Source organism: Pseudonocardia lacus, from assembly GCF_018531445.1.
GTDB classification, from domain to species: Bacteria; Actinomycetota; Actinomycetes; order Mycobacteriales; family Pseudonocardiaceae; genus Pseudonocardia; species Pseudonocardia lacus.
The window spans coordinates 1-23,090 of record NZ_JAHDTH010000061.1 but is presented as its reverse complement, the minus strand read 5'-3'; the positions used below and the strand labels follow the sequence as shown (position 1 = coordinate 23,090).

General features: G+C 75.9%; 24 protein-coding genes. 14 read left to right on the top strand and 10 right to left on the bottom strand.

Translation table 11 applies throughout. The features are described from left to right. Positions 1-24: 24 nt before the first annotated feature. Positions 25-1,161, bottom strand: coding sequence for a PQQ-dependent sugar dehydrogenase (locus KIK08_RS15400; protein ID WP_214403832.1), 1,137 nt, complete (start codon positions 1,159-1,161; stop codon positions 25-27). Between the two features lie 87 nt (positions 1,162-1,248). Here KIK08_RS15400 and KIK08_RS15395 point away from each other — a divergent pair, with 87 nt between their 5' ends. Next, a complete protein-coding gene (locus tag KIK08_RS15395; protein WP_250557065.1) occupies positions 1,249-1,851 on the top strand; it encodes a TetR/AcrR family transcriptional regulator in 603 nt (200 codons plus the stop codon). A gap of 42 nt (positions 1,852-1,893) precedes the next feature. Here the strand turns inward: KIK08_RS15395 and KIK08_RS15390 are convergent, their stop codons facing one another. Both KIK08_RS15390 and KIK08_RS15385 read right to left on the bottom strand, forming a co-directional pair. Next, positions 1,894-2,508: a pyridoxamine 5'-phosphate oxidase family protein gene (locus tag KIK08_RS15390; protein WP_214403830.1), complete on the bottom strand. Its 615-nt coding sequence runs from the start codon at positions 2,506-2,508 to the stop codon at positions 1,894-1,896. Next, positions 2,501-3,046, bottom strand: a complete 546-nt coding sequence (locus tag KIK08_RS15385; protein WP_214403829.1) for a helix-turn-helix domain-containing protein — start codon at positions 3,044-3,046, stop codon at positions 2,501-2,503. Before KIK08_RS15385 ends, KIK08_RS15390 begins: the two co-directional genes overlap by 8 nt. Before the next feature lie 102 nt (positions 3,047-3,148). Here KIK08_RS15385 and KIK08_RS15380 point away from each other — a divergent pair, with 102 nt between their 5' ends. The 11 genes from KIK08_RS15380 (at position 3,149) to KIK08_RS41740 (ending at position 14,120) form a co-directional block, all read left to right on the top strand. Continuing rightward, the gene (locus tag KIK08_RS15380) at positions 3,149-4,453 is read left to right on the top strand and encodes an amidohydrolase family protein (RefSeq protein WP_214403828.1); all 1,305 of its coding nucleotides are present in this window, start codon (positions 3,149-3,151) and stop codon (positions 4,451-4,453) included. Further along, the gene (locus KIK08_RS15375; protein WP_308257655.1) at positions 4,450-5,235 is read left to right on the top strand and encodes an ABC transporter ATP-binding protein; all 786 of its coding nucleotides are present in this window, start codon (positions 4,450-4,452) and stop codon (positions 5,233-5,235) included. Before KIK08_RS15380 ends, KIK08_RS15375 begins: the two co-directional genes overlap by 4 nt. After that, a complete protein-coding gene (locus KIK08_RS39955; RefSeq protein ID WP_214403827.1) occupies positions 5,232-6,113 on the top strand; it encodes an ABC transporter permease in 882 nt (293 codons plus the stop codon). Before KIK08_RS15375 ends, KIK08_RS39955 begins: the two co-directional genes overlap by 4 nt. 61 nt (positions 6,114-6,174) lie before the next feature. Continuing rightward, a complete protein-coding gene (locus KIK08_RS15365) occupies positions 6,175-7,371 on the top strand; it encodes an ABC transporter substrate-binding protein (RefSeq protein ID WP_214403826.1) in 1,197 nt (398 codons plus the stop codon). Then, a complete protein-coding gene (locus KIK08_RS15360) occupies positions 7,368-8,738 on the top strand; it encodes an FAD-binding oxidoreductase (RefSeq protein WP_214403825.1) in 1,371 nt (456 codons plus the stop codon). Before KIK08_RS15365 ends, KIK08_RS15360 begins: the two co-directional genes overlap by 4 nt. Further along, positions 8,739-9,521 carry a creatininase family protein gene (locus tag KIK08_RS15355; protein WP_214403824.1) on the top strand — a complete coding sequence of 261 codons (783 nt, stop codon included), beginning with the start codon at positions 8,739-8,741 and terminating at the stop codon, positions 9,519-9,521. It begins immediately after the preceding gene. Beyond that, positions 9,518-10,354 carry an amidohydrolase family protein gene (locus tag KIK08_RS15350; RefSeq protein WP_214403823.1) on the top strand — a complete coding sequence of 279 codons (837 nt, stop codon included), beginning with the start codon at positions 9,518-9,520 and terminating at the stop codon, positions 10,352-10,354. The genes KIK08_RS15355 and KIK08_RS15350 overlap by 4 nt, the downstream gene beginning before the upstream one ends. Continuing rightward, positions 10,351-10,902 (top strand): amidohydrolase family protein, encoded by a 552-nt coding sequence (locus tag KIK08_RS15345; protein WP_214403822.1) that lies wholly within the window; start codon positions 10,351-10,353, stop codon positions 10,900-10,902. The genes KIK08_RS15350 and KIK08_RS15345 overlap by 4 nt, the downstream gene beginning before the upstream one ends. A 7-nt stretch (positions 10,903-10,909) precedes the next feature. Continuing rightward, positions 10,910-11,971 (top strand): methylenetetrahydrofolate reductase, encoded by a 1,062-nt coding sequence (locus tag KIK08_RS15340; protein WP_214403821.1) that lies wholly within the window; start codon positions 10,910-10,912, stop codon positions 11,969-11,971. Positions 11,972-12,279: 308 nt separating this feature from the next. Next, positions 12,280-12,804 (top strand): GNAT family N-acetyltransferase, encoded by a 525-nt coding sequence (locus tag KIK08_RS15335; protein ID WP_214403820.1) that lies wholly within the window; start codon positions 12,280-12,282, stop codon positions 12,802-12,804. Positions 12,805-12,860: 56 nt separating this feature from the next. Then, entirely contained in the window at positions 12,861-14,120 is a 1,260-nt protein-coding gene (locus tag KIK08_RS41740; RefSeq protein WP_214403819.1) for a cytochrome P450, read from the top strand. Here the strand turns inward: KIK08_RS41740 and KIK08_RS15325 are convergent. From KIK08_RS15325 to KIK08_RS15295, 7 genes are all read right to left on the bottom strand, one after another. Beyond that, complete coding sequence (locus tag KIK08_RS15325) at positions 14,075-15,001, bottom strand: NAD-dependent epimerase/dehydratase family protein (protein WP_214403818.1); 927 nt, start codon at positions 14,999-15,001, stop codon at positions 14,075-14,077. The two genes, KIK08_RS41740 and KIK08_RS15325, sit on opposite strands and share 46 nt — an antisense overlap. Continuing rightward, positions 14,998-16,515, bottom strand: a complete 1,518-nt coding sequence (locus KIK08_RS15320; protein WP_308257654.1) for a class I adenylate-forming enzyme family protein — start codon at positions 16,513-16,515, stop codon at positions 14,998-15,000. The genes KIK08_RS15325 and KIK08_RS15320 overlap by 4 nt, the downstream gene beginning before the upstream one ends. After that, positions 16,508-17,629, bottom strand: a complete 1,122-nt coding sequence (locus tag KIK08_RS15315) for a cytochrome P450 (RefSeq protein ID WP_214403817.1) — start codon at positions 17,627-17,629, stop codon at positions 16,508-16,510. Before KIK08_RS15315 ends, KIK08_RS15320 begins: the two co-directional genes overlap by 8 nt. Next, positions 17,622-18,371 carry a glycosyltransferase family 2 protein gene (locus KIK08_RS15310; protein WP_214403816.1) on the bottom strand — a complete coding sequence of 250 codons (750 nt, stop codon included), beginning with the start codon at positions 18,369-18,371 and terminating at the stop codon, positions 17,622-17,624. The genes KIK08_RS15315 and KIK08_RS15310 overlap by 8 nt, the downstream gene beginning before the upstream one ends. A 70-nt stretch (positions 18,372-18,441) precedes the next feature. Continuing rightward, positions 18,442-19,443: a 3-oxoacyl-ACP synthase III family protein gene (locus KIK08_RS15305; protein ID WP_214403815.1), complete on the bottom strand. Its 1,002-nt coding sequence runs from the start codon at positions 19,441-19,443 to the stop codon at positions 18,442-18,444. Continuing rightward, positions 19,440-20,294 carry a DMT family transporter gene (locus KIK08_RS15300; protein ID WP_214403814.1) on the bottom strand — a complete coding sequence of 285 codons (855 nt, stop codon included), beginning with the start codon at positions 20,292-20,294 and terminating at the stop codon, positions 19,440-19,442. The genes KIK08_RS15305 and KIK08_RS15300 overlap by 4 nt, the downstream gene beginning before the upstream one ends. Positions 20,295-20,345: 51 nt before the next feature. Continuing rightward, entirely contained in the window at positions 20,346-21,140 is a 795-nt protein-coding gene (locus KIK08_RS15295) for a TetR/AcrR family transcriptional regulator (protein WP_214403813.1), read from the bottom strand. A gap of 82 nt (positions 21,141-21,222) precedes the next feature. Between KIK08_RS15295 and KIK08_RS15290 the strand changes: the two genes are divergently transcribed. Next, positions 21,223-22,704 (top strand): FAD-dependent oxidoreductase, encoded by a 1,482-nt coding sequence (locus tag KIK08_RS15290; RefSeq protein ID WP_308257653.1) that lies wholly within the window; start codon positions 21,223-21,225, stop codon positions 22,702-22,704. A gap of 34 nt (positions 22,705-22,738) precedes the next feature. Beyond that, positions 22,739-23,090 (top strand): DUF2157 domain-containing protein (locus KIK08_RS15285; RefSeq protein WP_214403811.1); only part of this gene is annotated, 352 nt, incomplete at its 3' end.

Genomic DNA, 23,090 nt, shown 5'->3' with positions numbered 1-23,090 from the left:
CCGCGCCGACCCCGGTGCTCGTGCTCACCGGTCGGCGGGCCGGACCTCGACCCGCAGGATCCGGTCGTCGCCGGGGCGCGGGTCGGTGCCGCCCCAGGTGGCGCGGTCGGTGTTGGAGGTCATCAACCACAGGGCGCCGTCGGGGGCGACCTCGACGGTGCGGATGCGGCCGTACTCGCCGGTGAAGTGCTCGACCGCGTCCCCGACGGCCGCGCCACCCTCGACGGGCAACTGCCACAGGCGCTGCCCGCCCAGGGCGCCGATCCAGAGCGAGCCGCCGGAGTGGGCGACCCCGGACGGCGAGGCGTCGTCGGGGTGCACGGTGAAGATCGGCGCCACCCCCGTGTCGCCCGCCACGCCCTCGGTCTCCGGCCAGCCGTAGTCCTGCCCGGCGCGCAGCACGTTGACCTCGTCCCAGGTGCGGTGCCCCAGCTCGGAGGCGTAGGCGGTGCCGTCCGGGCCGAAGGCGATGCCCTGGACGTTGCGGTGCCCGGACGAGTAGACCGGGCTGTCACCGGGGTTGTCGTCGGGCACCGAGCCGTCCGGGCGGATGCGCAGGATCTTGCCGTTGAGGCTGCTGGCGTCCGCGGCGTCGGCCGGCTCGAAGGCGTCGCCGGTGCCGATCCAGAGGTTCCCGTCGGGCCCGATCGCGATGCGGCCGCCGTGGTGGCGGTCGGCGGTGCTGATGCCGGCCAGCAGGACGCGCTGCTGGCTGAGGGAGCCGAGGTCCTCGGCGATGCGCAGCGCGACGATCGAGTTCTCGGTGGCGCCGGAGACCGACGCGTAGACGGTGCGGTCGGTGGCGAAGCCCGGCGAGGCGACGATGCCCAGCAGGCCACCCTCGCTGCTGGGGACGACGCCGGGCACGACGCCGACGGGCCGGGCCTGGCCGCCGGCCGCGGGCACGTGCACGATCCGGCCGCTGAGCCGCTCGGACACCAGGGCGGAGCGGTCCGGCAGGAATGTCAGCCCCCATGGGGCCTCGAGGCCGCTGACGAGTTCGGTGGGGTCGCCGAGCGTCGCGGCCGGCCCCGCGGCGGTGCTGGCGGGGGTCCCGACGGGGGCGACGGTCGCCGGTCCGGCCGGCGAGCAGGCCGTCAGGGCCAGGGTGGCGGCGAGGGTGGCGCCCAGCGCCGCGGCTCGCGATGAGTGGCGTGGCATGATGACTCCGACCGTATATGGACTGTGTGGCCATTTACGACGGTACCGAGCTTATGGACGAGTTGTCCATTTCGTGGGGAGGCGATGATGGCGGAGGCACCCCCGGTGCGCCGCGGACGGGGGCGGCGGCCGGCCGCCGAGGTGCGGGCGGGAGTCCTCAGCGCCGCCGGCCGCATCCTGATGGACGACGGGCTCGGGGCGGTGACCTTCGACCGGGTCGCGGCCGAGGCCGGCTCCAGCAAGATGACGCTGTACAAGTGGTGGCCCTCGCCCGGCGCACTGGCCGCCGAGGCGTACTTCGCGCGCAGCGAGCAGGTCCTCGAGTTCCCCGACACGGGGGACCTGCGCGCCGACCTCACGGCGCAGGTCTCGGCGTTCGTCGGCATGCTCGTGCAGGGCGGGGCCGGGCGTCCGGTCGCCGAGCTCATCGGCGCCGCCCAGACCGACCCGGTGCTGGCCGCCGCCTGGTCGCAGCACTACACCAGGCCCCGCCGCGAGCTGGCCAGGGCCCGGCTGCGCACGGCCCAGGAGCAGGGGCAGCTGCGCCCCGAGGTCGACCTCGACGTGGTCATCGACCTGCTGTGGGGCGCCTGCTACAAGCGGCTGCTCGTCCCCGACAACGAGTTCGACGCGTCCTACGCCGCGACCCTGGTCGACCACGCCCTCTTCGGTGTCGTTCCGCGGGACTGACACCGGCCGTCGGCGGTTCGACCGGTCGGGCCGCCGGGCCCCTCAGGGCAGGACGGGCGTGCTCGTCCAGCCGGTGGGGGTGCGGTCGGTGCGGTCGTAGCGCTGCTTGGTGGGCGGGGTGGCCTCGGTGCCGGCCTGCCAGAAGTCCAGCCGGTGCGGGGTGAAGGCGATCGTCGTCCAGCTCGGCGGCGCGGCGGCGGAGCCCTCCCTGGCCGCGGCCGCGTCGAAGGCCGCCTCCACCGCGCCCGGAGCCACCCCGTAGGCCGGTTCGGACACGCCGGGCAGCAGCTCCTCGTAGGCCCAGGCCACCAGCTGCAGCTGGCGCGGGCGGGTCGGGAAGGCCGCCCGGCTCACCGCGGCGTCGAGCCGCACCGCCCGTCCGGTCAGCACCGCCTGCCGCCCGAGCGCCGGCCAGTGGAACACCCCCGCTGCCCGCGGGTCGGCATCGAGGTCGACCGTCTTGCCGGTCGGGGTCGAGGAGTGGAACAGCACCGCGTCGGCGTCGATCGTCGTGACGAGCACGGTGCGCGCGTGCGGCCCGTCGGGGCCGGTGGTGGCGAAGCTCATCGTGCTGGGCAGCGGGAGGCCGGCCCCGCCGGCTTCGCGCACCCAACGGGCCAGCACCGCCATCGCGTCGGGTTCGAGGGGCTCAGGCACCGGTGTGCACCACCAGCACCACGCAGTCCGCCGGCCCGACGCGGCGGAACCGGTGCTCGACCGAGCCGGCGTAGGCGAGGCTGTCGCGCGGTCCCAGCTCGGCGAACCGGCTCACGCCGTCCTCGCGCAGCTCGACCTCGATGCGTCCGTGCGCCACGTACAGCAGCTCCTTCCGACCGTGGGCGAAGAACTCGCCGTACTCCGCGGGCACCCCGACGAACTCGGTGACGTCGGCGCCGTCGGGGTCGTGCAGCAGCAGCCGGGCACCGCCGCTCTCGACGTCGAGCAGGGGCGCCTCCGCGCCGCGCACCGGCTGTTCCGGGAGGTCGCCCGCGGCCAGACCCAGTAGCGTCTGCTGCGTGGTGCCCAGCGCGCTGGCGATCCGGAAGAGCGATCGCATCGACGGCTGGCAGCGCCCCAGCTCCAGTTGGGACAGGAAGGGCTGGGAGAGCCCGGACGCCACGGCCACCTGTACGAGCGTCATCCCCCGTTCGCGGCGCAGAGCCCGGATGGCTCGACCGAGGGCGGCGTCGGGCATTCTTCACACGTCCGCGAGGGTTCGGACACAACGGCGAAACATGCGCTCCCTAGCTTTCGGGCGAATGGTGGTGCCGTCAATACTGTGCAGGTCGGAGCATATGTGAGCGAGAGTCGTCCGGGCATCGGCGAGCCGGGGGGCGTTCCCCACCTCGCCGGTGTCGCCGTGGCCGGCCTGTACGGCGTGCGGCTGCCCGACGGCACCGTCGGCGACGTCCTCGTCGACGGTGAGACGGTCGTCGGGGCCGGCGGCGCCCCGGGGGAGGGCACCGCGCTGGACGCCACCGGCTGGCGCGTGCTGCCCGCGGCGTGCGAGCCGCACGCCCACCTGGACAAGGCGCTCACCGGCGCCCGGATGGACCCGGCGGCCGGCAACGACCTGCTCGCCGCGATCGCCGCCTGGCGGGAGATGCTGCCCGGCATCGACGCGGCCGACATCGCCGCGCGGGCGCTCGCCGCGATCGAGCAGTACGTCGCCCGCGGGACCACCGCCATCCGCAGCCACGTCGACGTGCCGCTGACGGGCGACCCGTTCCGCGGCGTCGACGCGCTGGTCGCCGTGCGCGAGCAGCTGCGCGGCCGGGTCGAGCTGCAGGTCTGCCTGCTGGCCGGCTCCGAGGTCGACGACGGGGTGCTCGCCGAGGCGGTGGCCCGCGGCGTCGACGTCGTCGGCGGCTGCCCGCACCTGGCGCCCGACCCGCACCGCGAGGTCACCCGCATGCTCGACCTCGCCGAGCGCCACGGCCTGCCGATCGACCTGCACTGCGACGAGCAGACCGACATCACCCTGCCCGACGACGGCTTCGACCTCGTCGACCTGGCCCGCCAGGCCGTCGCCCGCGGGATGGACGCGCCCGGGCGGGTCACCGGCAGCCACTGCGTGCGCCTGGGCGTGCTGCCGCCCGAGCGGCTGGGGCCGGTGGTGGCGCTGGTGGCGGCGGCCCGCACGGGCATCGTGACGCTGCCGATCACCAACCTCTACCTGCAGGGCCGCGGTCTCACCCACAGCGCGCCGCGAGCGCTGACGGCGGTGCGCGCCCTGCTCGACGCGGGCGTGCCGCTCGCGGCCGGCGGGGACAACCTGCGCGACCCGTTCAACCCGGTCGGCCGGGCCGACCCCTTCGAGACGACCTCGCTGCTGATGACCGCGGGCCACCTGCGCGGCGACGAGGCGCTGGCCGCGGTGACCTCCGGCGCGCGGGCCGTGATGGGCCTGCCCCCGGCCGGCACCGCGCCCGGAGAGCGCGCCGACCTGATGCTGGTGCCCGACGTCCCCCCGGGCGACGTGCTCGCCGGGGCCACCGACGCCCGCGTCGTGCTGCACGGCGGCCGCGTGGTCGCCGACACGCGCACCGCGCGCGCCCTCGACCTGCTCCCCGACCCGTCCCGACCCGCCCTCGCGAGGTGATCCCCCTGACCAGCGCCAGCACCGACCGGCCGGACGTGGACTCCGCCGACACCGCCAGCACGCTCGTGCTGGACAAGGTGACCAAGCGGTTCCCCACCGGCACCGTCGCGCTCACCGACGTCTCGCTGTCGCTGGGTCCCGGCGACTTCGTCACCGTCGTCGGGCCGTCGGGCTGCGGCAAGTCGACGCTGCTGCGGCTGGCCTCCGGGCTGGAGAAGCTCACCAGCGGGCGGATCGACGTCAGCGCCGCCTCCACCAGCTACGTCTTCCAGGACGCCACCCTGCTGGAGTGGCGCAGCGCCGCGCGCAACGTCGAGCTGGTCGGCGAGCTGCGCGGCGAGTCCAAGGCCGAGCGCAAGCGGCGCGCCCAGGAGGCGCTCGACCTGGTCGGGCTGTCGGGCTTCGAGTCCCAGCACCCGCGCCAGCTCTCCGGTGGCATGCGCATGCGGGTCTCGCTGGCCCGCGCGCTGGTCGCCGAGCCGGAGCTGGCCCTGTTCGACGAGCCGTTCGGCGCCCTGGACGAGATCACCCGGCTGGTCATGCAGACCGAGCTGCAGAAGCTGTTCCGGCTCAAGCGCTTCGCCGGGCTGTTCATCACGCACTCGGTCTCCGAAGCCGTCTACCTGTCGACGAAGGTGCTGGTGATGAGCGGGCGGCCGGGCCGCATCGTGGGGGAGATCCCGGTGCCGTGGGGGTACCCGCGCTCGCCCGACCTGCGCCACACCGCCGAGTTCGCCGCGCTGACCGGGCGCGTCTCGCACACCCTCGGGGAGCACTCGTGACGACCCCGCCCATGGCCCCGGCCGACACCGCGCTGCTGAGCGAGCCCGGCGAGGCGCAGGTCCCGGCCGGGGAGGAGGACCGGCGCCCGTGGTGGCGCACCGCGCTGTCGCGCACGGTGCCGATCGTCGGGGCGCTGGCCGGCATCGCGGTGGTCTGGTACGCGGTCAGCTACCTGGTGCTGCCGCCGAACCAGCGGTTCCTGCTGCCGCCGCCGCACGAGGTCTACGGCGAGATGTTCGGCAACGCCCGACTGATGGGCCCGATGACCGCCGCGCTCGGGCGCACGTTCGGGGTGACAGTGTTCGGGCTGGTCATCGCCGTGGTGGTCGGCATCGCGTACGCGGTGGTCATGTCGCAGTGGCGCTACGCGGAACGGGTGCTCTACCCGTACGCGGTGATCCTGCAGACGATCCCGATCCTGGCGCTGGTGCCGCTGATCGGCATCTGGCTCGGCTACGGCTTCCCGGCCCGGGTGGTGGTCTGCGTGATCATCGCGGTGTTCCCGATGATCGCCAACACGCTGTTCGGGCTGCAGTCGGCCACCGCGGCCGCGCACGACCTGCTCACCCTGAACAAGGCCACCCGCTGGCAGCGGCTGTGGAAGCTGCAGTTCCCCGCCGCCGTGCCGTCGATCTTCACCGGGCTGCGCAACGCCGCCGGGCTGGCCGTGATCGGCGCCATCGTCGGCGACTACTTCTTCCAGCAGGGCGCCGTGGGCATCGGCGGCCTGCTGCGCGTCTACACCGAACGCCTGCAGCTCGACGCCCTGCTCATCGCGGTCAGCCTGACCGCGCTGTTCGGCGTCCTGGTGTTCACGGTCTTCGCCGTGCTGGACCGGGCCATCGTCGGCCGCTGGTACGGCCACGTCGGCCGCTAGCGCCCACGCCTCCCCGCCCACCGCCTCCCCAGCAGTCCCCACCACCCTCCTGGAGCTCCTCATGAACCGCAGGTCACCGGTCGTCGTGGCGACCGCCCTGTCCGCCGCCCTGCTGCTGGCCGCCTGTGGCGGCGGTGACGGCGGTGACGGCGGCGGCGGTGGTGGCGGTGCTGCCGGCGCCGAGTCCGCCGCCCCGGCCGCCGAGGCCGGCGGCCCGCTCGACCTGGCCGGCGCCGGCTGCCCGGCCACCGTCGTCATGCAGCAGGACTGGCAGCCCGAGGCCGAGCACGGCGCCATGTACGCGCTGGTCGGCTCGGACTACACCATCGACGCCGACGCGAAGTCGGTGAAGGGCTCGCTGGTCGCCCAGGGCGTGGACACCGGCGTCGACATCGAGGTGCGCCCCGGTGGCCCCAACGTGGGGTTCCAGCCGATCCCGGCGCTGATGTACATCGACGAGTCGATCACGCTCGGCGCGGTCAACACCGACGACGCCATCACCGCCGCCGCCTCGCAGCCCACCGTGGCGGTCACGACGCAGATCACCAACAGCCCGCAGATCCTCATGTGGGACCCGGAGAGCCACCCCGGGCTGAGCACGATCGAGGAGATCGCGGCCAAGGGCGTGCCGGTGGTGACATCCGGCGACATCATCCCCGCGCTGCTGCAGAGCCGCAGCATCATCCAGCCGGGCCAGATCGACACCAGCTACGAGGGCACGCCCGCGCGGTTCGTCTCCGACCCGACGATCCTGCAGCAGGGCTTCGCCACCGCCGAGCCCTACATCTACGAGAACGAGATCAGCCAGTGGGGCCGCCCGATCGGCCAGCAGAACCTGGCCGACTACGGCTACACCATCTACCCCGAGCCGCTGGCCGTGCGCGCCGACAAGCTCGAGTCGCTGCGGCCGTGCCTGGAGAAGCTGGTGCCGGTCATGCAGCAGTCCCAGATCGACTACCTGGCCCAGCCCGGCCCGACCAACACGCTGATCGTCGAGCTGGTCGACGCCTACCAGACCGGCTGGACCTACTCCGAGGGCGTGGCGGAGTTCTCGGCGAAGACGCAGGTCGAGGGCGGCTTCGTGACGAACGACCCGGCGTCGGGGGTGTTCGGGCAGTTCGACCCGGCCCGGATGCAGGCGATCGTGGACACGTTCGCGCCGATCCTGCAGGAGCAGGGCGTCATCCAGGCCGTCCCGGCCGCGACCGAGCTCTACACCAACGACTTCATCGACCCGAACATCAAGATGGGCTCATGACCCGCGCCACCGCCGACCGCACCGCCGCCGCCTGCGCCGAGATCGCCGATCTCGGCGCGGGGCCCGGCTCGATCGCCGGATCGATCTCGGTGTCCACCGACCGCGCGCAGCTGGTCAAGGTCTCCTCGGACTGGTCGCGCATGTCGCCGGTGCTGCAGGAGAAGGTGCCGGCCGGCAGGTACGTGGCCGACGCCGTGGTCCGGCCCACTCGGCCCGAGCAGGTGGCCCAGGTCCTGGCCGTCGCCTACCGGCACGACGTGCCGGTCACGCCGCGCGGGGCCGGCACCGGCAACTACGGCCAGGCCACCCCGTTCGACGGCGGAATCCTGCTCGACCTGCGCGGGCTGGACTCGTTCCGGCTCACCGACGACGGCACGCTCGTCGCCGGGGCCGGCGCCCGGATGACCACGATCGACAAGGCGATCCGGGCGCGGGGTCGCGATCTGTGGATGTACCCGTCCACCAAGAGTTCGACGCTGGGCGGGTTCATCGGCGGCGGCAGCGCCGGCACCGGCACCATCGAGCACCGCACCACCTCCGACGGGCTGGTCGTCTCGGCGACCGTCGCCCCGATGGACGGCTCGGGGGAGACGTTCACCGTCTCCGGTGACGACCTCACGCCCTACATCCACACCTACGGGGTGACCGGGATCCTCGTCGAGGTCGAGGTGCGCACCGACCCCGCCCGCGACTGGACGGCCGTCTACACCGCCTTCGACACCTACGACGAGCTGGTCGCGGTGCACCGCGGGCTCACCGGGCTCTCGGTGCTGCCGCGGCTGGCCTCGGCCGACGAGCCGGCGCTCGTGCCCACGCTGACCGCGTCGGTGGAGCTCGACCCGGCCCGGTTCAGCCTGCGGGTGATCGCCGAGTCGTCCACCGTCGACGAGCTCCGCGCGCTGGTCTCCGGGGGCGGCGGCGACGTCGTGGCCGCGCTGGACGACTACGTGGAGACCGATCGCCTCTCGGGCATGTCCTACAACCACCCCGTCTGGTTCCTGCAGCGCGCGCACCCCGAGCGCAACCTGTTCCACATGGAGTGCAGCGGCGAGCCGTTGTGGGACCGCCCCGACGACGTCCGCGAGGTCTACGACGGCCCCGTGCACATCCACCTGGAGCTGTTCCGGCACGGCCCCGGGGCCATGGTGGTCGCGGAGTACCGCGGCGAGCAGGCGCTGCTCGACGGGATCCCGCGCTTCGACGCGCTGGGCGTCGGGGTGCACTCGCCGCACCAGTGGTACGTCGACCGCAACGTCGAGCTGGCCATCGAGACGGCCCGGCGCACCGACCCGAAGGGCCTGCTCAACACGGGCAAGCTCACCGCGACACCGCCCGTGGACAGCCGGCTCAACATGGGGGTGCGCTAGATGGCCGAACCGACGAGGGCGCCCAGGTTCACCGACCTGACCGCCCCGCAGATCGCCGCGCTGCCCGCCGACACGGTGGCCGTGCTGCCGCTGGGGGCGATCGAGCAGCACGGCCCGCACCTGCCCGTCTCCACCGACTACGTGACCGCGACCGAAGCCGCGCACGCCGCGGTCGACGTCGCGGCCGCCGCGTCGGTGCCGGTGGTGCTGCTGCCCGGGCTGGCCTACACCAAGTCCGACGAGCACCACACGTTCCCGGGCACGATCTGGCTGTCCTGGGACACGCTCATGCGCACCCTGGTGGACATCGGCCGATCGCTGCGGACGTGCGGGATCACCCGGCTGCTGTTCGTCAACGGCCACGGCGGCAACTCCGCGCTGGGCCAGGTGGCCTGCCGGGAGATCCGGCGCCGGTTCGGCCTGCGCACGTTCTTCGCCCACCTCAGCATCCCGGTCGACCAGGGCGGCACGTCCTCGGCGGAGAACGAGCTGGGCATGGGCATCCACGGCGGGCACGGCGAGACGTCGCTGATGCTGCACCTGCGCCCCGAGCTGGTGCACATGGACCTGGCGGTGCGCCGGGTGCCCGAGCACCTCGCCGACTACGAGCTGATCGGCTTCGGCAAGCCGGTGTCGTTCGGCTGGACGAGCGACGACTTCGGTCCCGACGGCCACATCGGCGACCCCACCGGCGCCACCGCTGAGCACGGCAAGGCCGTGTTCGACGCGGCGGTGGGCCGGCTGGCCGCGGTGATCGCCGAGGCGCACCGGTTCGCCCCGTGACGCCGGACGCCCCCGCCCTCACCGTCACCGACGCCCTGCTCATCCCGGTCGCCGACACCGGGCCGGACTGGTTCCACGGCTGGCTCACCGTCGGAGCCGACGGCCGCATCACCGGGATCGGCCCGGGTGCGCCGCCCTCGGTCGAGGGCGAGGTGCTCGACGCGGGCGGCGCGATGGTCGCGCCCGGGTTCGTCTCGGCGCACTCGCACCTGTTCACCTCCGGGCTGCGCGGCATCGCCCCCGGCTCGACGCTCTACCCCTGGGTGCGGGCGATGATGGACGTCTTCGCCCACGCCGACGCCGAGGACCTGTACTGGAGCACCCTGCACGGCGCGCTCGACTTCCTGGCCAACGGCGTCACCAGCGCCTACAACTTCACCCAGTCCCGGGTGACCTGGCTCTACGACCCCGCGACGGCCTCGAACACCCTCGGCGCGGTGCACCCGGCGCGCTACCTGACCCGCCAGTTCGAGGCGGCCGCCGACGCCGGCATCCGGGTGATGAACGCGATCCGGCTCGACGACGAGGCCGCGCCGGAGGACGAGACGCTCGGGGTGTTCGCCGACATGGTCGCCGCCTCGACCGACCTCGTGCCCGCCGACCAGCACCTCGGCGCGTCGGTGTTCGGCGCTGCGCAATGGGCCGCCGGGCCGCGCACCGCCCAGCTCGAGGCGCTGGTCATGGACCGGTACGGGCTGATCGACCAGGCGCACTTCCTGGAGACCGCGCAGGGCATCGACGTGCAGCGGGCCAAGTTCGCCTGGTACGCCGACGCCGGCGCGCTGGCCCGCGGTTCCTGTTCGGGCACTTCGTCCACCCGACCGACGACATGATCGCCACCGCGGCCGCGGCGGGCGCCGGGATGGTCTGGCAGCCCACCTCCAACGGCAGGCTGGGCTCGGGCTTCGCCGACGTCGTGCGGCTGCGCGAGGCCGGGATGCGGGTCGGGATCGGCCTGGACGACCAGTCCTGCACCGACATCTCCGACCCGTTCGCCAACATGCGGATGGGCCTGTACGCCACCCGCGCCCTGCACACCGACGCCGCGATCCTGATGCCGCGCGACGTGCTGCGCATGCACACCCTCGGCTCGGCGGAGGTGCTCGGCGCGGCCGACCGGATCGGCAGCCTGGAGGTCGGCAAGTTCGCCGACTTCGTCCTCGTCGACCACCGCGCCCCGAGCACCGGCCCGGTGTGGGACGTGCTGGCCACCTACGTGCTGGCCTGCGGGCTGCGCAACCTGAAGCGGGTCTTCGTCGGCGGGCGCCTGGCCAGCGCGGACGGCCGGTGCACCAGCCCGTTGGCCGCCGACGCCGACGGCGAGCTGCACGCGCGGATCACCCGCGCCGCCGCCGCGGCCGGGCTGAAGCCCGCCCTGTGACGGCGTCATGACACTGCCGACCCCACGGCCGACCCCACCGCCGATCGCGCTGCCGACCGGCCTGCCGGCGTGCCCCAAGCACATGACCTACGGGCCGTGCGGCGGTGTCGGGGCCGGCGGCGCCTGCGAGGTCGGCACCATGCGCTGCGTGTTCCTCGACGGGCCGGTGGTGGCCTGGTCCGGCGGGCCCGGCGCGGGCGAGGTCGACGCGCCGGGGCGCGAGCTGCTCGCGATCGCGGCGCGGCGGCCGCTGGTGCTGTCCGGGATGCCCGCCGCGCCGCTGTCGGCCGAGTCGATCGTGGAGTGCTCGGCGCCGCTGCGCGGCGCGGTGGACGCCGTGCTGGCCGGTGACGCGGCGACCTCCCGCGTGCAGTTCCCGCCCGCCTACCGGGCGGCGCTGATCCGGGCGCAGGGCCTGCGGGTGTGGGCCGGGCTGAACTGCCGCGACCGCAACCGGGTGGCCCTGGAGGCCGAGATCGCGGCCCTCGCGCACGCCGGAGCCGCCGCGGTGCACTGCGTGACCGGCGACCACACCCTCAGCGGCCTGCGCCCGGAGGCGATGCCGGTCTTCGACCTGGAGGGCACCGAGCTGGTGCCGCTGGCCCGCTCGGCCGGGCTGCTGGTCTCGGTGGCCGAGTCGCCGAACGCGCCCCCGGTGGCGCACCGCGCCGCGCGGCTGGCCGAGAAGGCCCGCGCCGGCGCCCACCTCGCGATGCTGCAGTACTGCGGCGAGGCCGCGGACGTGGCCGCGTTCGCCACGGCCGTGCGCGACGCGGGCGCGCACGTCCCGCTGATCCCCGGCGTCCCGGTGGTCGTCGACCGTCCTGGCGCCGAGCTGCTCGCGTCCTTCGCCGGCGCGGCCCTGCTCGCGGGCTTCGTCGAGCGCGTCCTGACCGCCGCCGACCCGTACGCGGCGGGCGTCGAGGTGGCCCTGGCGTACGCCCGCGAGCTGGTCGACGTCGAGGGCGTGGCGGGCGTGCTCCTCGGCGGGGGAGCGGCCCCGGGTTCCGAGCCCCTGCTGGCCACCGCGTTCGCCGAGATCGGCCGGGAACTCGGCGGCGGCACGTGAGCGGCACGGCCTGATCAACGGGACCTCGTGGTGCCTCCTTCATGATCGAAGAGCCCTGATGTCCCGTTCGCGGGCCGGATTCCCCGGAACGACCTCGGGGCGGGGGTCGAACGGGGCGGATGGGCTGGTTCACCGCCTCCGACATCGCCCGGCCCGCCGCGACGGCGGTCGCTGCTGGCGGTGCGGCTCGCCGAGCGGGACACCACGGTCCGTGGACTGTGATCCGACTGCCCGCAGGTCCCGTTCGCGGCACCCGTTGCGACCGACCAGGTTCCGGACCGGCGCCCGGTCGGGCAGGGTGGAGTCCGATGACCGAGCAGATCGACGTGCGGATCGACGTGCGCAGGGCCACGCCGGACGACGAGGGGGAGGTCTGGGAGATCCTCGACGGGGCGGCGGCGTGGCTTACCGGGCGGGGCATCCACCAGTGGCCGCACCCGTACCCGCGGCGACCGGTCGAGCGCGCCTGCGCGGACGGGTCCATGCGGGTCGGCGCGCGGGGCGGGCGGATCGTCGCGACGATGCAGCTCCTGCGCGCCGACCCGGACGTGTGGGGCGACGATCCGCTGCCGGCGCTCTACGTGCACTCCCTGGCCGGCAGGCGCGAGCCGGGGGCGCGCGGCTGCGGCGGGCGCATGCTGCGGTGGGCGGTGCGCACGGCGGCCGCCGAGGGCCTGGCCGCGGTGCGGCTGGACTGCTGGGCGCAGAACCGGCCGCTGCGCGAGTACTACGCGCGGGCCGGCTTCCGCCACGTCGACGACCGCGAGGTGCGCTACGGCGAGCAGCTGTGGCGGTGCAGCCGGTTCGAGATGGCGGTGGGCGGGACCGGGTGACGGGGGTCCGCGTTTCTACGGCTGGCCCGCGCGCCGCGCGCTGACATAGTCGGGGCGTGCGCCTACCGATCGTCGACCGGGACCCCGCGCGGCTCGCCGCCCGGCACGAGGCGGCGGTGCTGTGGGCCAGCCGGCCCGCCCTGTTCGGGCTGCTGCGCCTGGCCCCGCTGGGCGGGCCGGTGCGCCGGGTGCCCCGGCTGGGCTGGGTGGTCACCGACCCGGTGCTGGCCCGGCGGGTGCTCAACGATCCGGGGCACTTCACGCTGCTCGGCGAGGGCGGCGTCGGGCACCTGTGGGCGCAGGTCCTCGGCGACTACGTGTACCGGATCTTCGACGGCCCCGGGCACGCCGACCTGCGCCGCCGGGCCCGTGACCTGTTCACCGACGCCACGGCCCGCCCGCTGGTCGGGCGGGTGTTCGACCCGGCGCTGCGGCCCGCGGTGGCCCGGCTGCGCGCGGGCGGGGAGGTCGACGTCGCCGACCTGTCGCGGCTGCTGGTGGGGCGGATGATGGCCGAGCTGCTCGGCCTCGACCTGCCCGCGGGCGACGGCGAGTACCGGCGGATCTTCGGCACGGGGGAACGGCTGGCCCGGCTGGCGCTGGGCAGCGCCGCCTCCACCGCGCTGGCCCCGGACGTGGTCGCCCAGGCCAAGGGCATCATCGCCGAGCTGACCCGCAACGTCCCCCGGGCGTTCGCCGAGGCCCCGGCCGAGACGCTGCTGGGGCGCTGCCGCGAGCTGGGCCTGACGGTGCAGGAGGCATCCGGGCTGTCGGCGCTGCTGCTGGTGGCCGGCACCGAGACCGCGGCCACCGCGATGACCCGCACGCTGGCCCTGCTGCACGACACCGGCCAGCAGCACCGGCTGGTCGCCGATCCGGACCTGCTGGCGACGGCGGTGCGCGAGGGTCTGCGGGTCACCACCCCGGCCCCGGTGATCGGGCGCGGCGTGAGCCGGGACGTCACCGTCGGGCCGGCCGCGATGCGGGCGGGGGAGCGGGTGCTGGTGCTGACCCACGCGGCGAACAACCGCGCCGGCGGGTTCGACCTGGACCGGCCCTACCTGCCCGAGTCGCGCCAGCTCTGGTTCGGTGCCGGGCGGCACCTGTGCCTGGGCGCGGCGCTGGCCCGCGCGGAACTGGAGCACCTGCTGGGCGGGCTGCTCTCGGCCGGCCCGGTGCGCGTCGTGGGGCGGCGCGCGGCCCGCGGCGTGCTGATCCCCTCCTACGCGAGCCTGCGGATCGTCGCCGGCGGGCCGGCCACCCCGGCCCGTCACCAGGTCGCCGCGCCCGCGAAGCTCGTCGGCGACGGGCGGTAGCCCAGCTCCGTGCGCGCCCGCGTGATGTCCAGCGTGCGTTCGCGGGCGAGGTGGCGGGCCGCGTAGCGGGTCAACCGGGGCGCACCGCCCGCGCCGCGCCACCGGTGCGCCAGCTCGGCCGCGCAGGCCAGCGGGAACGCCACGGCCAGCGGGACGAACCGGACCCGGGCCGCGACCCCGCGCGCGGCCAGCACCGCGGCGAGGGCGTCGGCCAGCGGCACCGGCGCGTCGTCGGTGATGTTGAAGACGCCGGTGGCGCCACCGCGCGCGGCCAGCAGGCACGCCTGGGCGAGGTTGTCGACCGAGGTCAGGCTGATCCGCTGGGTCCCGTCGCCGACGGCCACCAGCGTGCCCCCGCGCACCGCCGCCAGCACCCGCGGCAGCAGCGTGGTGTCGCCCGGCCCGTAGACGGCGTGCGGGCGCAGCACGACGGCGTCCGGGCGCCGTGCGCGCACCAGGCGCTCCGCGGCGGCCTTGCTGGCGCCGTAGGCGTCCGGGTAGCGCGCCACGGGCGCCCGGTCCTCGTCGGCCAGCGCGGTCGGTCGCAGCGGGTCGTACACGCTGGCCGTGCTGACGTGCACGAACCGCGCGCCGGGGAAGGACGCCAGCACGTTGGCGGTGCCCTCGACGTTGGCCGCCCACTGCGCCCGGCGGTCGGCCGTGTCGGAGGCGCTGCCCGCGCAGTGCACGACGGCGTCGACGTCGGGCGGATCGGTCAGCGGGCCGTCGGTGATGTCCCAGCGCCGGTCGGCGCCCGCGCGGCGGCCCAGCCCGAGCACCGACCACCCCGCGTCCTCGGCGGCCCGGCGCACCGCACCCCCGACGAACCCCGTCGCGCCGGTCACCGCGAGTCGCGTGGCGGCGGCCCCCTCTTTGCTCATCGCAGTGAGTTCCGCGGTGAGTTCCGCAGTGAGTTCCGCAGCGCGTCCCGGTCGGGCTTGTGGGTGCGCCCGGCCCGGGGCACCGCGTCGATCGCGACGACCCGGTCGGGGAACGCCGACCCGGGCACCACGGCGCCCAGGGCCGCGCGGACGTCCGCGATCAGCGCGCCGGGCTCCAGCACGACCGCCAGCACGACCTCCTCGTCGCCGGTGCGGTCGTCGGGCAGGCCCACCAGCAGGGCGTCGACGACGCCGGGCAGCGCCGCGATCCGCGGCTCGTGCAGGCCGGGGTAGATGTTGTGCTCCCCGCGGATGATCATGTCCTTGCGCCGGCCGAGCAGCAGCACGCGCCCGTCGTCGTCGACTCTCCCGAGGTCGCCGGTGGCGACCCGCTCGTGCGCGGGCTCGCCCAGGTAGCGCGGGCACACCTGGGGCCCGCCGACCACCAGTTCGTCGTCGACGACGCCGACCCGCACCCCGGCGGCGGGGGTGCCCATGAGGTCGCCGGGGCCGGTGTGGGCCAGCTTCTCCTCGGCCGTGGCGAACGCGACCGGCGGCGCCTCGGTCATCCCGTAGATGCACAGCACCTCGGCGTCGGGCGCCGCGGCGCGCACCCGGCGCAGCAGCGCGGGCACGACCGGGGCCGCGCCCAGCAGCACCCCCCGCAGGCCCGGCCAGTGCGGGGCGACGTCGAGCACGCGGGCCGCGTCGCCGGGCACGAGGAACGCGTGCGTGGCCGCCCGCTCGGCGAGCTGGGCGGCGAACCGGGCGGGGTCGAGCGGGGTGCCGGGCAGCGACCAGCACGCCCCGCCGGCCAGCGCGGGCAGGCCGAGCATCAGCTGGTCGGTGTGCACGACGTCGCCGGGGCCCAGCACGCAGCGCCTGCGCAGCATGCCGAGCCCGGCCGAGAGCGTCCGCAGGGTGTGCACGACACCCCGCGGGCGCTCGGTCGTGCCCGACGTGAAGATCACCACGGCCGGGGCGTCGGGGTCGGGGTCGGGGTCGAGCGGGGGCCCGGCGAGCCGGCGCAGGGGCACGGCGCCGCGCGGGACGCCGGGCAGCCACGGCCCGCTGTAGAGGTGCCGCACGCCCAGCGCGGCGTAGTCCGGCAGCAGCAGCCCGCGGCGGCGGGCGTAGCGGCGGGCGGGGGCGGTCCCGGCGGCGGCGTGCAGCAGCGACTCGGCCGCGGCCCAGCGGGCGCCGGCCAGCTCGGCCCGGGCGGTGAACAGCTGCGCGCCCACGCCCGGGTCGGCGAAGATCACGGTGCCCCCGGCCGCCACCACGGCCAGCGCGACCACGAGCGCGTCCGGGCCGGGCCGGATCGAGAACAGCACGCCGTCGCCCGGGCGCAGGCCCCGCTCCCGCAGCCCACCGGCGGTGGTGCGGATGCGTCGGGCCAGGGTGGCGTAGTCGGTGCGCCGACCGCGGGCGTCGATCAGCGCCATGGCGCCCGGCGCGCGGTCGGCGTGCGCGAGCACGTCGCGGAGCAGGTCGGCGGGTTCCCGCTCAGGCACGGGCGACCTCCAGGGTCCGGTAGCCCGGGATCAGCACCCCGGTGGCGTAGCGGCGGCGCACGACCCGCAGCGGGGCGTGCCGCAGCACCGCGGTGGCCACCGCCCGGACCTGGGCCGTGGCCAGCGGGTAGCCGATGCAGAAGTGCGGTCCGGCCCCGAACCACAGCCGCCCGAGGTCGGGCTGGGCGCGCTCCGGGGCGAAACCACGCCCGGGGACGCGCGTGCAGTTGTAGGTGGCGATGACGACCCGCTGCCCCGGCCGCACCCGCACCCCGCCGATGCGGGTCGGGGCGGCGACCGCGCGCAGCATCACCGGGCTCGGCGTGGTCACCCACAGTGCCTCCTCGACGGCCCGGTCGAGGTCGCCGTGCTGGTGGTCGTGGTCGCACAGCAGCGCGACCAGCCGCGGCACGAACGAGGCCACGGTCTCGGTGCCGGTCAGGAAGAACGCCGCCGCCGCGCCGAGCGCCTCCTCCCGCGACAGCCCCAGCTCGCGCATCCGCCCGACGACCGTGCCAGGGTCGCCGGCCTCGTAGGCCCGCGCCGCGGGCCCGGTGATCCCGCCGAGCACCCGCCGCGCGGTCTTCACCTGGCGGGCCGAGAGCTGCTTGGTGGACAGCCGCACCGTGGCCGCGATCTCCTCGCCGCGGGCGAACATCCGCCGGCACTCCCGCTCGTCGGCGTCCAGCCCGACGATCGCGCAGATCACCGCCCCGGCGCAGGTGCGGGCCAGCTCGACCAGGTCGACCGCCGCCCCGGCGGCGAGCCGCTCCTCGGCCCGGGCCAGCAGCGGGGCCAGCACGTCGGCGCAGATCGCGCGCACCGCGGTCGGGGTGAACAGCCCGGCGAGCTTGCGGCGCAGCTCGGCGTGCGCGGGACCGTCCATGTTGAGCAGCACCGACGGCCCGAGCACCGGGGTCCACAGCGCGCCGGAGGAGCCGCGCCCGCTCTTGCGGAACGCGTCGGTGTCGCGCAGCACACGGTGGGCCACCGCCGCGTCGTTGACGACGACCCCGATCCCGGGCACCCGCACGACCGGTCCGCAGCGCCCGACCAGGCGCAGGAACGGGAACGCCAGCGGGTGCGCGGCCAGGTGCACCAGGGTCTCACCCATCCGGTCCCGCCCACCGCACGTCGACGACGTCGGGCCGGACCCGGTGGTCGGCGTACCAGGCCAGCGTGTCGCGCAGCCCGTAGGCGCGCAGCCTGCGCACCGAGCCGCGGACCACGACGTCGTTGCGCCTGCCGTAGGCGTCGGTCACCCGGCGCACGCGGTTGACCAGCGCGCGGTCCTCGTGGACCTCCTCGATCGCGGTGCGCGGGAAGCCGCCGCTGGCCTCGTAGAGCCCGGCGGTGATGGCCAGGTTGCAGCCGGGGCACATCACGTACGGCCCGCGGTAGGCCGGGTCGCGGTTGCCGGGGCGGAACCGGCCGAACACCGCGGCCGCCTCGACGACCGAGGGCAGCAGCGACCGCTCCCACCAGCGCAGCGCGAACTCGTCGGTGCGCGGGCGCAGCCGCCCGCCGATGAGCTCCAGGCCGGCGGCGAAGCCGCGCCGGACCGCGGCGGTCCAGTCGGGGTCGGGCAGGCAGTCGGCGTCGGTGCGGGCGATGTGGGTGGCGCCGTGGGCGATGGCGTGGCGCACGCCCGTGTCGGCCGCGGCGCCGGTGCCCTTGCGCGCCTCGGTGATCACCTCGACGCCGGCGGCGCGGACGACGTCGGCGGTCGCGTCGGTGCTGGCGTTGTCCACCACGACCAGCCGGAAGTCGCGGTCGTGCTGGGCGGCCAGCGCGGCCAGCGTCGCGCCGACGCCGCGCTCCTCGTTGTACGCCGGCACGACGACCCAGAGGTCCATCACAGCGCCCTTCCCAGAATCCGTGGCCCCGCCGGGGCCGCCTCGCAGGGGATGGAACGGACCGATTCCCTCATAGCTCGGCGAACAGCACGCCGAGGCTGACCCCGCCGGCCAGCCCGATCAGCGCGACCCGGTCGCCGGGGCCGGCGCGGCCCTGCTCCAGCGCGGTCGCCAGCCCGAACGCCAGGCCGGCCGAGGCCAGGTTGCCGTGCTCGGGCAGCGTGACGACCAGCCGCTCGGCCGGGATGGCGCTGCCCTCGGTGAAGGTGCGCAGGTACGGCATCGTCACCTGGTGCACGCAGACGGCGGCGAAGTCGTCCCAGCCGAGCCCGGTCGCGGCCAGCGCCGCGTCGAGCGGGCCGCGGCCCAGCGCCAGGAACGCCCGGCGCAGCGCCGGTCCGTCCATCCGGAAGTAGGTGGCGTCGGGGTCGCGCGGGTGGGCGGAGCCGCCGCCGGGCAGCGTGCCCACCGACCACCGGGTGGAGTCGGCGACGAACGAGCGGTGGAAGATCCCGCCGGACTCTGCGCGCTCGACGAGCACGGCGGCGCCGGCGTCGGCCAGCGTGTAGCCGGGGAACGCCTCGACGAACTGGGCGAAGTCGCGCACCCGCCAGCGGATCGCCCGCGAGGGCGTCTCGCCGGTGGCGACCAGCACGCGGCGCGCCTGCCCGGTGACGATCATCGCCTCGGCCACCTGGATGCCGTTGAGCAGGCTGTTGCAGGCGTTCTTGACGTCGAAGGTGGGGCAGCGCGCGCCGAGCTTGGCGCACACCATGTGCGCGGTGGCCGGCTCGGCCATGTCCTGCGAGGCCGAGGCGAACAGCACCATGTCCAGCTCGGCGGCCTCGACGCCGGCCTCGGCCAGCAGCTTCGCCGACGCGGCCACGGCCAGGTCGGAGGCCTGCACGTCCGGCTCGGCCACGGAGCGGGACCGGATGCCGGTCATCGCCTCGACGATCCCGGGCCGCGGGGCGAACCCGGCGCTCTCCCGGCGCACCCGCTCCTCGACCTCGAGGCTGCTCATCCGTCGCTCGGGCAGGAAGGTCGCCACCCCGACGATCCGCGCCCTCACGCCGGCACCCCCGCCCTCCGTCGCCCGCCGCGGGCGAGCGCGACGACCCCGCCCAGCACGGCCAGGCCCGCGAGCGCCTCACCGGCCAGCGCCACCGGGGTGGTGTCGATCCGTTCGCCCAGCCAGCAGACCCCGACCGCCACCGCGACCAGCGGGTCGACCGTGGTGAGCGCGGCCAGCACGGGCGCCGCCGACCGGGCTTCCCGGAACGCGCGCTGGCTGAGCGCGAAGCCGACCGGGCCGACGACGCCGGCGGTGTAGAGGGCGGGGTGCACGAACGGCCCGGTGAGGCCCTCGGTCCCGACCTGCGCGACGACCAGGGTGAGCATGCCCGCGCAGACGCCGTAGCAGGTGCCGGCGGCGGCACCCAGCGCCACCGCGCGCACCTCGCCGACACCGCGGCGGGCGACGACCAGCGCCACGGCCAGGGCGACGACCAGCAGGACGGCGAGCACCAGCGCCCCCTCCGGTGCCGCGTCGCCGGGGACGGCCGGGCCCGGCCGGGCCAGCAGCAGGAAGCCGGCCAGCCCGCCCGCGCACGCCAGCGCGCCGAGGGCGCTGGTCCGGTCGAGCCGGTGGCCCGCGGCCAGCGCGGCGACCAGGACGCTCGTCACCCCCAGCGGCTGCACCAGCGCGACCGGGGCGAACGCGAACGCGGTGATCTGCAGCGCCGAGCCCACCCCGACCGCCAGCACACCCACGCCCCACTGCGGGTCGCGGACGAGGGCGGCATCGGAGGGTGCGCGGGCGGCGACGCGCTGCTGGGCGGCGCTGCCGAGCCCGAAGACCACCGCCGCGCCGAGCGCGATGCCCGCGCCCGTCAGCAGGTCGTCGGCTGCGGGGAGGGGCATGATCGGAGGCTATCCGCCGCCCCTGACCAGGCCTTCCGTAGCCCTACGCAGTCACGGTGCGCAGTCCTGCGGTGCAGGGTCGGCAGCCGCACCAGCAGCGGCACCAGGAGTGGCACCGACGGTGGCGAGGCCGTCGAGCAGCCACTCCAGGATCTGCTCGAACGACTGCGGCGGCGGGTCCAACCGGGTGGGGTCGGCGGCCCAGCGGCTGAAGTGCGGGTAGCGCCCGGACGCGGCGATGCTCGCCAGGTAGGGCCGGACCGCCTCGGTGAGCTGCTCGTCGTTGACGACGCCGCTCCGCGCCCGCATCGCGTTCTCCTCCAGCAGCGCCAGCCCGGAGCCGAAGACGTGGCCGAGCACGGTGTTGACCGAGCCGCCGACCGCTGCCGCGGGGAGACCGAGCGGCTCCAGTTCGGCGAAGGCCGCGTCGTACACGGCCAGCGCGTTGGGCCCCAGCGGCGGGCGGGCGAAGGCGAGCCGGGCGAACCACGGGTGCCGCTGGACCGCGGCCCACCCGCTGAGCCCCAGGCTGCGCAGCGCGGCCCGCCACCCCGCCCCGCGCCGCACGTCGACCAGCCCGAAGACCTCGTCCATCATCAGGTCGGCCAGGCCGTGCTTGCTGCCGACGTAGCGGTAGAGCGCCATCGGGCTGCGCACGCCGAGGCGGGCGGCCAGCGCCCGCATCGTGATCTCGCCGTGCGGCTCGGCGTCGGCCAGCGCCATCGCGGCCGCGACGATCCGCTCGCGGCTGAGCGGTTCGGGGGCGTGCGCCCGCTGCGGCGCCGGGGGGTGCACGGCGTCGAACCAGATGGCCGGGGCGGGCTGGCGGGGCTGGTCGGGGGTCATCGGGCGCCAGCCTAGTGGACGGGGTCCACGGGTGAGTGTACAACGTACACCCATGAGTGGACAACGTACACATGATGTTGCGGTGCTCGTCGTCGGCGGTGGCCTGGTCGGGCTGACCACCGCTCTCCTGCTGCGCCACCACGGCGTCGAGGTCACCGTCGTCGAGAAGCACGCCACCACCTCGGCGCAGCCCAAGGCCCGCCGCTTCCACACCCGCTCGATGGAGGTCTTCCGGCAGCTGGGCCTGGCCGCGGCCGCGCACGAGGCAGCCCGTGACCTCGCCGGCCACGACCACATGGCCACCGGACGCACCCTGGTCGAGTCCGAGCAGCTGCCGCTGTGGCTGCCGCCGGACCCGGACGGGCCGGTCGTCGACGCCTCCCCGGAGCCGCCGACGCTGATCGCCCAGGACCTGCTCGAACCGGTGCTGCGGGCGGCGGCCGTCGACGCCGGCGCGACCGTCCGGTTCGCCACCGAGCTGACCGCGTTCGAGCAGCGCGACGACGGCGTGCACGCCGAGTTGCTCGACCACCGGGCCGGCCGGCGGCGATCGTTGCGCGCGCGGTACCTCGTGGCCGCGGACGGCGCTCGGTCGCCGGTGCGCGGGGCCCTCGGGATCGACCGCTCGGGCCGCGGCGCGGTCGGCGAGCCGTCCGTGTCGGTCTACTTCCGCGCCGACCTGGCCGACGCCGTGCGCGGGCGGGAGTTCAACCTCTGCCACATCTCCCACCCCGACCACCCCGGCGCGCTGGCCTCGGTGGACGGCCGGTTCCGCTGGGTGTTCATGGGCGGGGGCGCGCCCGACCGCGACTGGCCGGCCGCGCTGCGCGCGGTCCTCGGCGTCCCGGCCCCGGACCTGGAGGTGCTGTCGGTGCAGAGCTGGCGGGCCGAGATGCTGGTCGCCGACCGCTTCGCCGCCGGCCGGGTGCTGCTGGCCGGCGACGCCGCGCACGTCATGCCGCCGTTCGCGGCCCTGGGCGCCAACACCGGCATCGCCGACGCGCACAACCTGGCCTGGAAGCTCGCCGCCGTGCTGGACGGGCGGGCCGGGCCCGCCCTGCTCGACTCCTACGACGCCGAGCGCCGCCCGGCCGGCTGGTTCTCCGCCGACCAGTCGACCCGCCGGATGGCCGCCTTCATCGACCCCACCGCGCCCCAGGACCCGACGCTCGCCCACCCGTTCGTGCTGGCCGGGGCCCGGTTCCGGTACCCGGTGGGCGCCCTGGTGCTCGGCCCCGACGACGTGGCCGACGAGGAGCCGGTCACCGAGTTCGCCCCGGCGGTGCGGGTCGGCACCCCGCTGCCGCACCGCTGGCTCGACGCAGCCCGCACGCGCTCGTCGTTGGACCTCGCCGGACCCGGCTGGGCGCTGGTGTCCGGCGGGTCACCCGACGCGGCGATCGATGGCCTGGCGCACCACGTGCTGGAGCTGGACGGCCTGCCGCCGGGCCGGCACGCGCTCGTGCGCCCCGATCAGGTCGTGGCCTGGCGCGGCGACGACCCGGCCACCGCCGCGCGCGTCCGCGATGCCCTCCTGGCCGGGGCCGTCACCGTGTCGGGCTAGCCGTCGCGGCCGGCAGGGGGGCCACAATCCGGCGATGACGAGCGAGCAGAGCCCGCCGCCGGCCGTCGTGGCCGGCCTGCTGCGGCGGTGGGTCGACGGCGGGCTGATCACCGCGGAGCAGGCCGGGCGGATCCGGGACGCCGAGGGCCTCGACGGCACGGCCCCCCGGGACGCGGCCGGTGCACCGGCGGGGGAGGGTGCGCCGCCCCACCGCGGCGCGTCGCTGGTCGCCGAGGGCCTCGGCTACGTCGGCGGTGCGCTGGTCCTGGTGGCCGCGGTCCTCATCGCCGGGACGTTCTGGGACGCGCTGGGCGCCGGCGGCCGGCTCGCCCTCGTGCTGGTCGCCGCCGGGCTGCTGCTCGGCGTGGGCGCCGCCGCGCCGGCCG

Excerpts from the sequence above, each read along its gene's own strand:
- KIK08_RS15315 (WP_214403817.1), bottom strand. The coding sequence starts at position 17,629 with ATGGGTGAGACCCTGGTGCACCTGGCCGCGCACCCGCTGGCGTTCCCG.
- KIK08_RS15360 (WP_214403825.1), top strand. The coding sequence starts at position 7,368 with ATGACCCGCGCCACCGCCGACCGCACCGCCGCCGCCTGCGCCGAGATC.
- KIK08_RS15400 (WP_214403832.1), bottom strand. The coding sequence starts at position 1,161 with ATGCCACGCCACTCATCGCGAGCCGCGGCGCTGGGCGCCACCCTCGCC.
- KIK08_RS15355 (WP_214403824.1), top strand. The coding sequence starts at position 8,739 with ATGGCCGAACCGACGAGGGCGCCCAGGTTCACCGACCTGACCGCCCCG.
- KIK08_RS15340 (WP_214403821.1), top strand. The coding sequence starts at position 10,910 with ATGACACTGCCGACCCCACGGCCGACCCCACCGCCGATCGCGCTGCCG.
- KIK08_RS15295 (WP_214403813.1), bottom strand. The coding sequence starts at position 21,140 with ATGACCCCCGACCAGCCCCGCCAGCCCGCCCCGGCCATCTGGTTCGAC.
- KIK08_RS15385 (WP_214403829.1), bottom strand. The coding sequence starts at position 3,046 with ATGCCCGACGCCGCCCTCGGTCGAGCCATCCGGGCTCTGCGCCGCGAA.
- KIK08_RS15310 (WP_214403816.1), bottom strand. The coding sequence starts at position 18,371 with ATGGACCTCTGGGTCGTCGTGCCGGCGTACAACGAGGAGCGCGGCGTC.
- KIK08_RS15365 (WP_214403826.1), top strand. The coding sequence starts at position 6,175 with ATGAACCGCAGGTCACCGGTCGTCGTGGCGACCGCCCTGTCCGCCGCC.
- KIK08_RS15325 (WP_214403818.1), bottom strand. The coding sequence starts at position 15,001 with ATGAGCAAAGAGGGGGCCGCCGCCACGCGACTCGCGGTGACCGGCGCG.
- KIK08_RS15300 (WP_214403814.1), bottom strand. The coding sequence starts at position 20,294 with ATGCCCCTCCCCGCAGCCGACGACCTGCTGACGGGCGCGGGCATCGCG.
- KIK08_RS15345 (WP_214403822.1), top strand. The coding sequence starts at position 10,351 with ATGATCGCCACCGCGGCCGCGGCGGGCGCCGGGATGGTCTGGCAGCCC.
- KIK08_RS15335 (WP_214403820.1), top strand. The coding sequence starts at position 12,280 with ATGACCGAGCAGATCGACGTGCGGATCGACGTGCGCAGGGCCACGCCG.
- KIK08_RS15395 (WP_250557065.1), top strand. The coding sequence starts at position 1,249 with ATGGCGGAGGCACCCCCGGTGCGCCGCGGACGGGGGCGGCGGCCGGCC.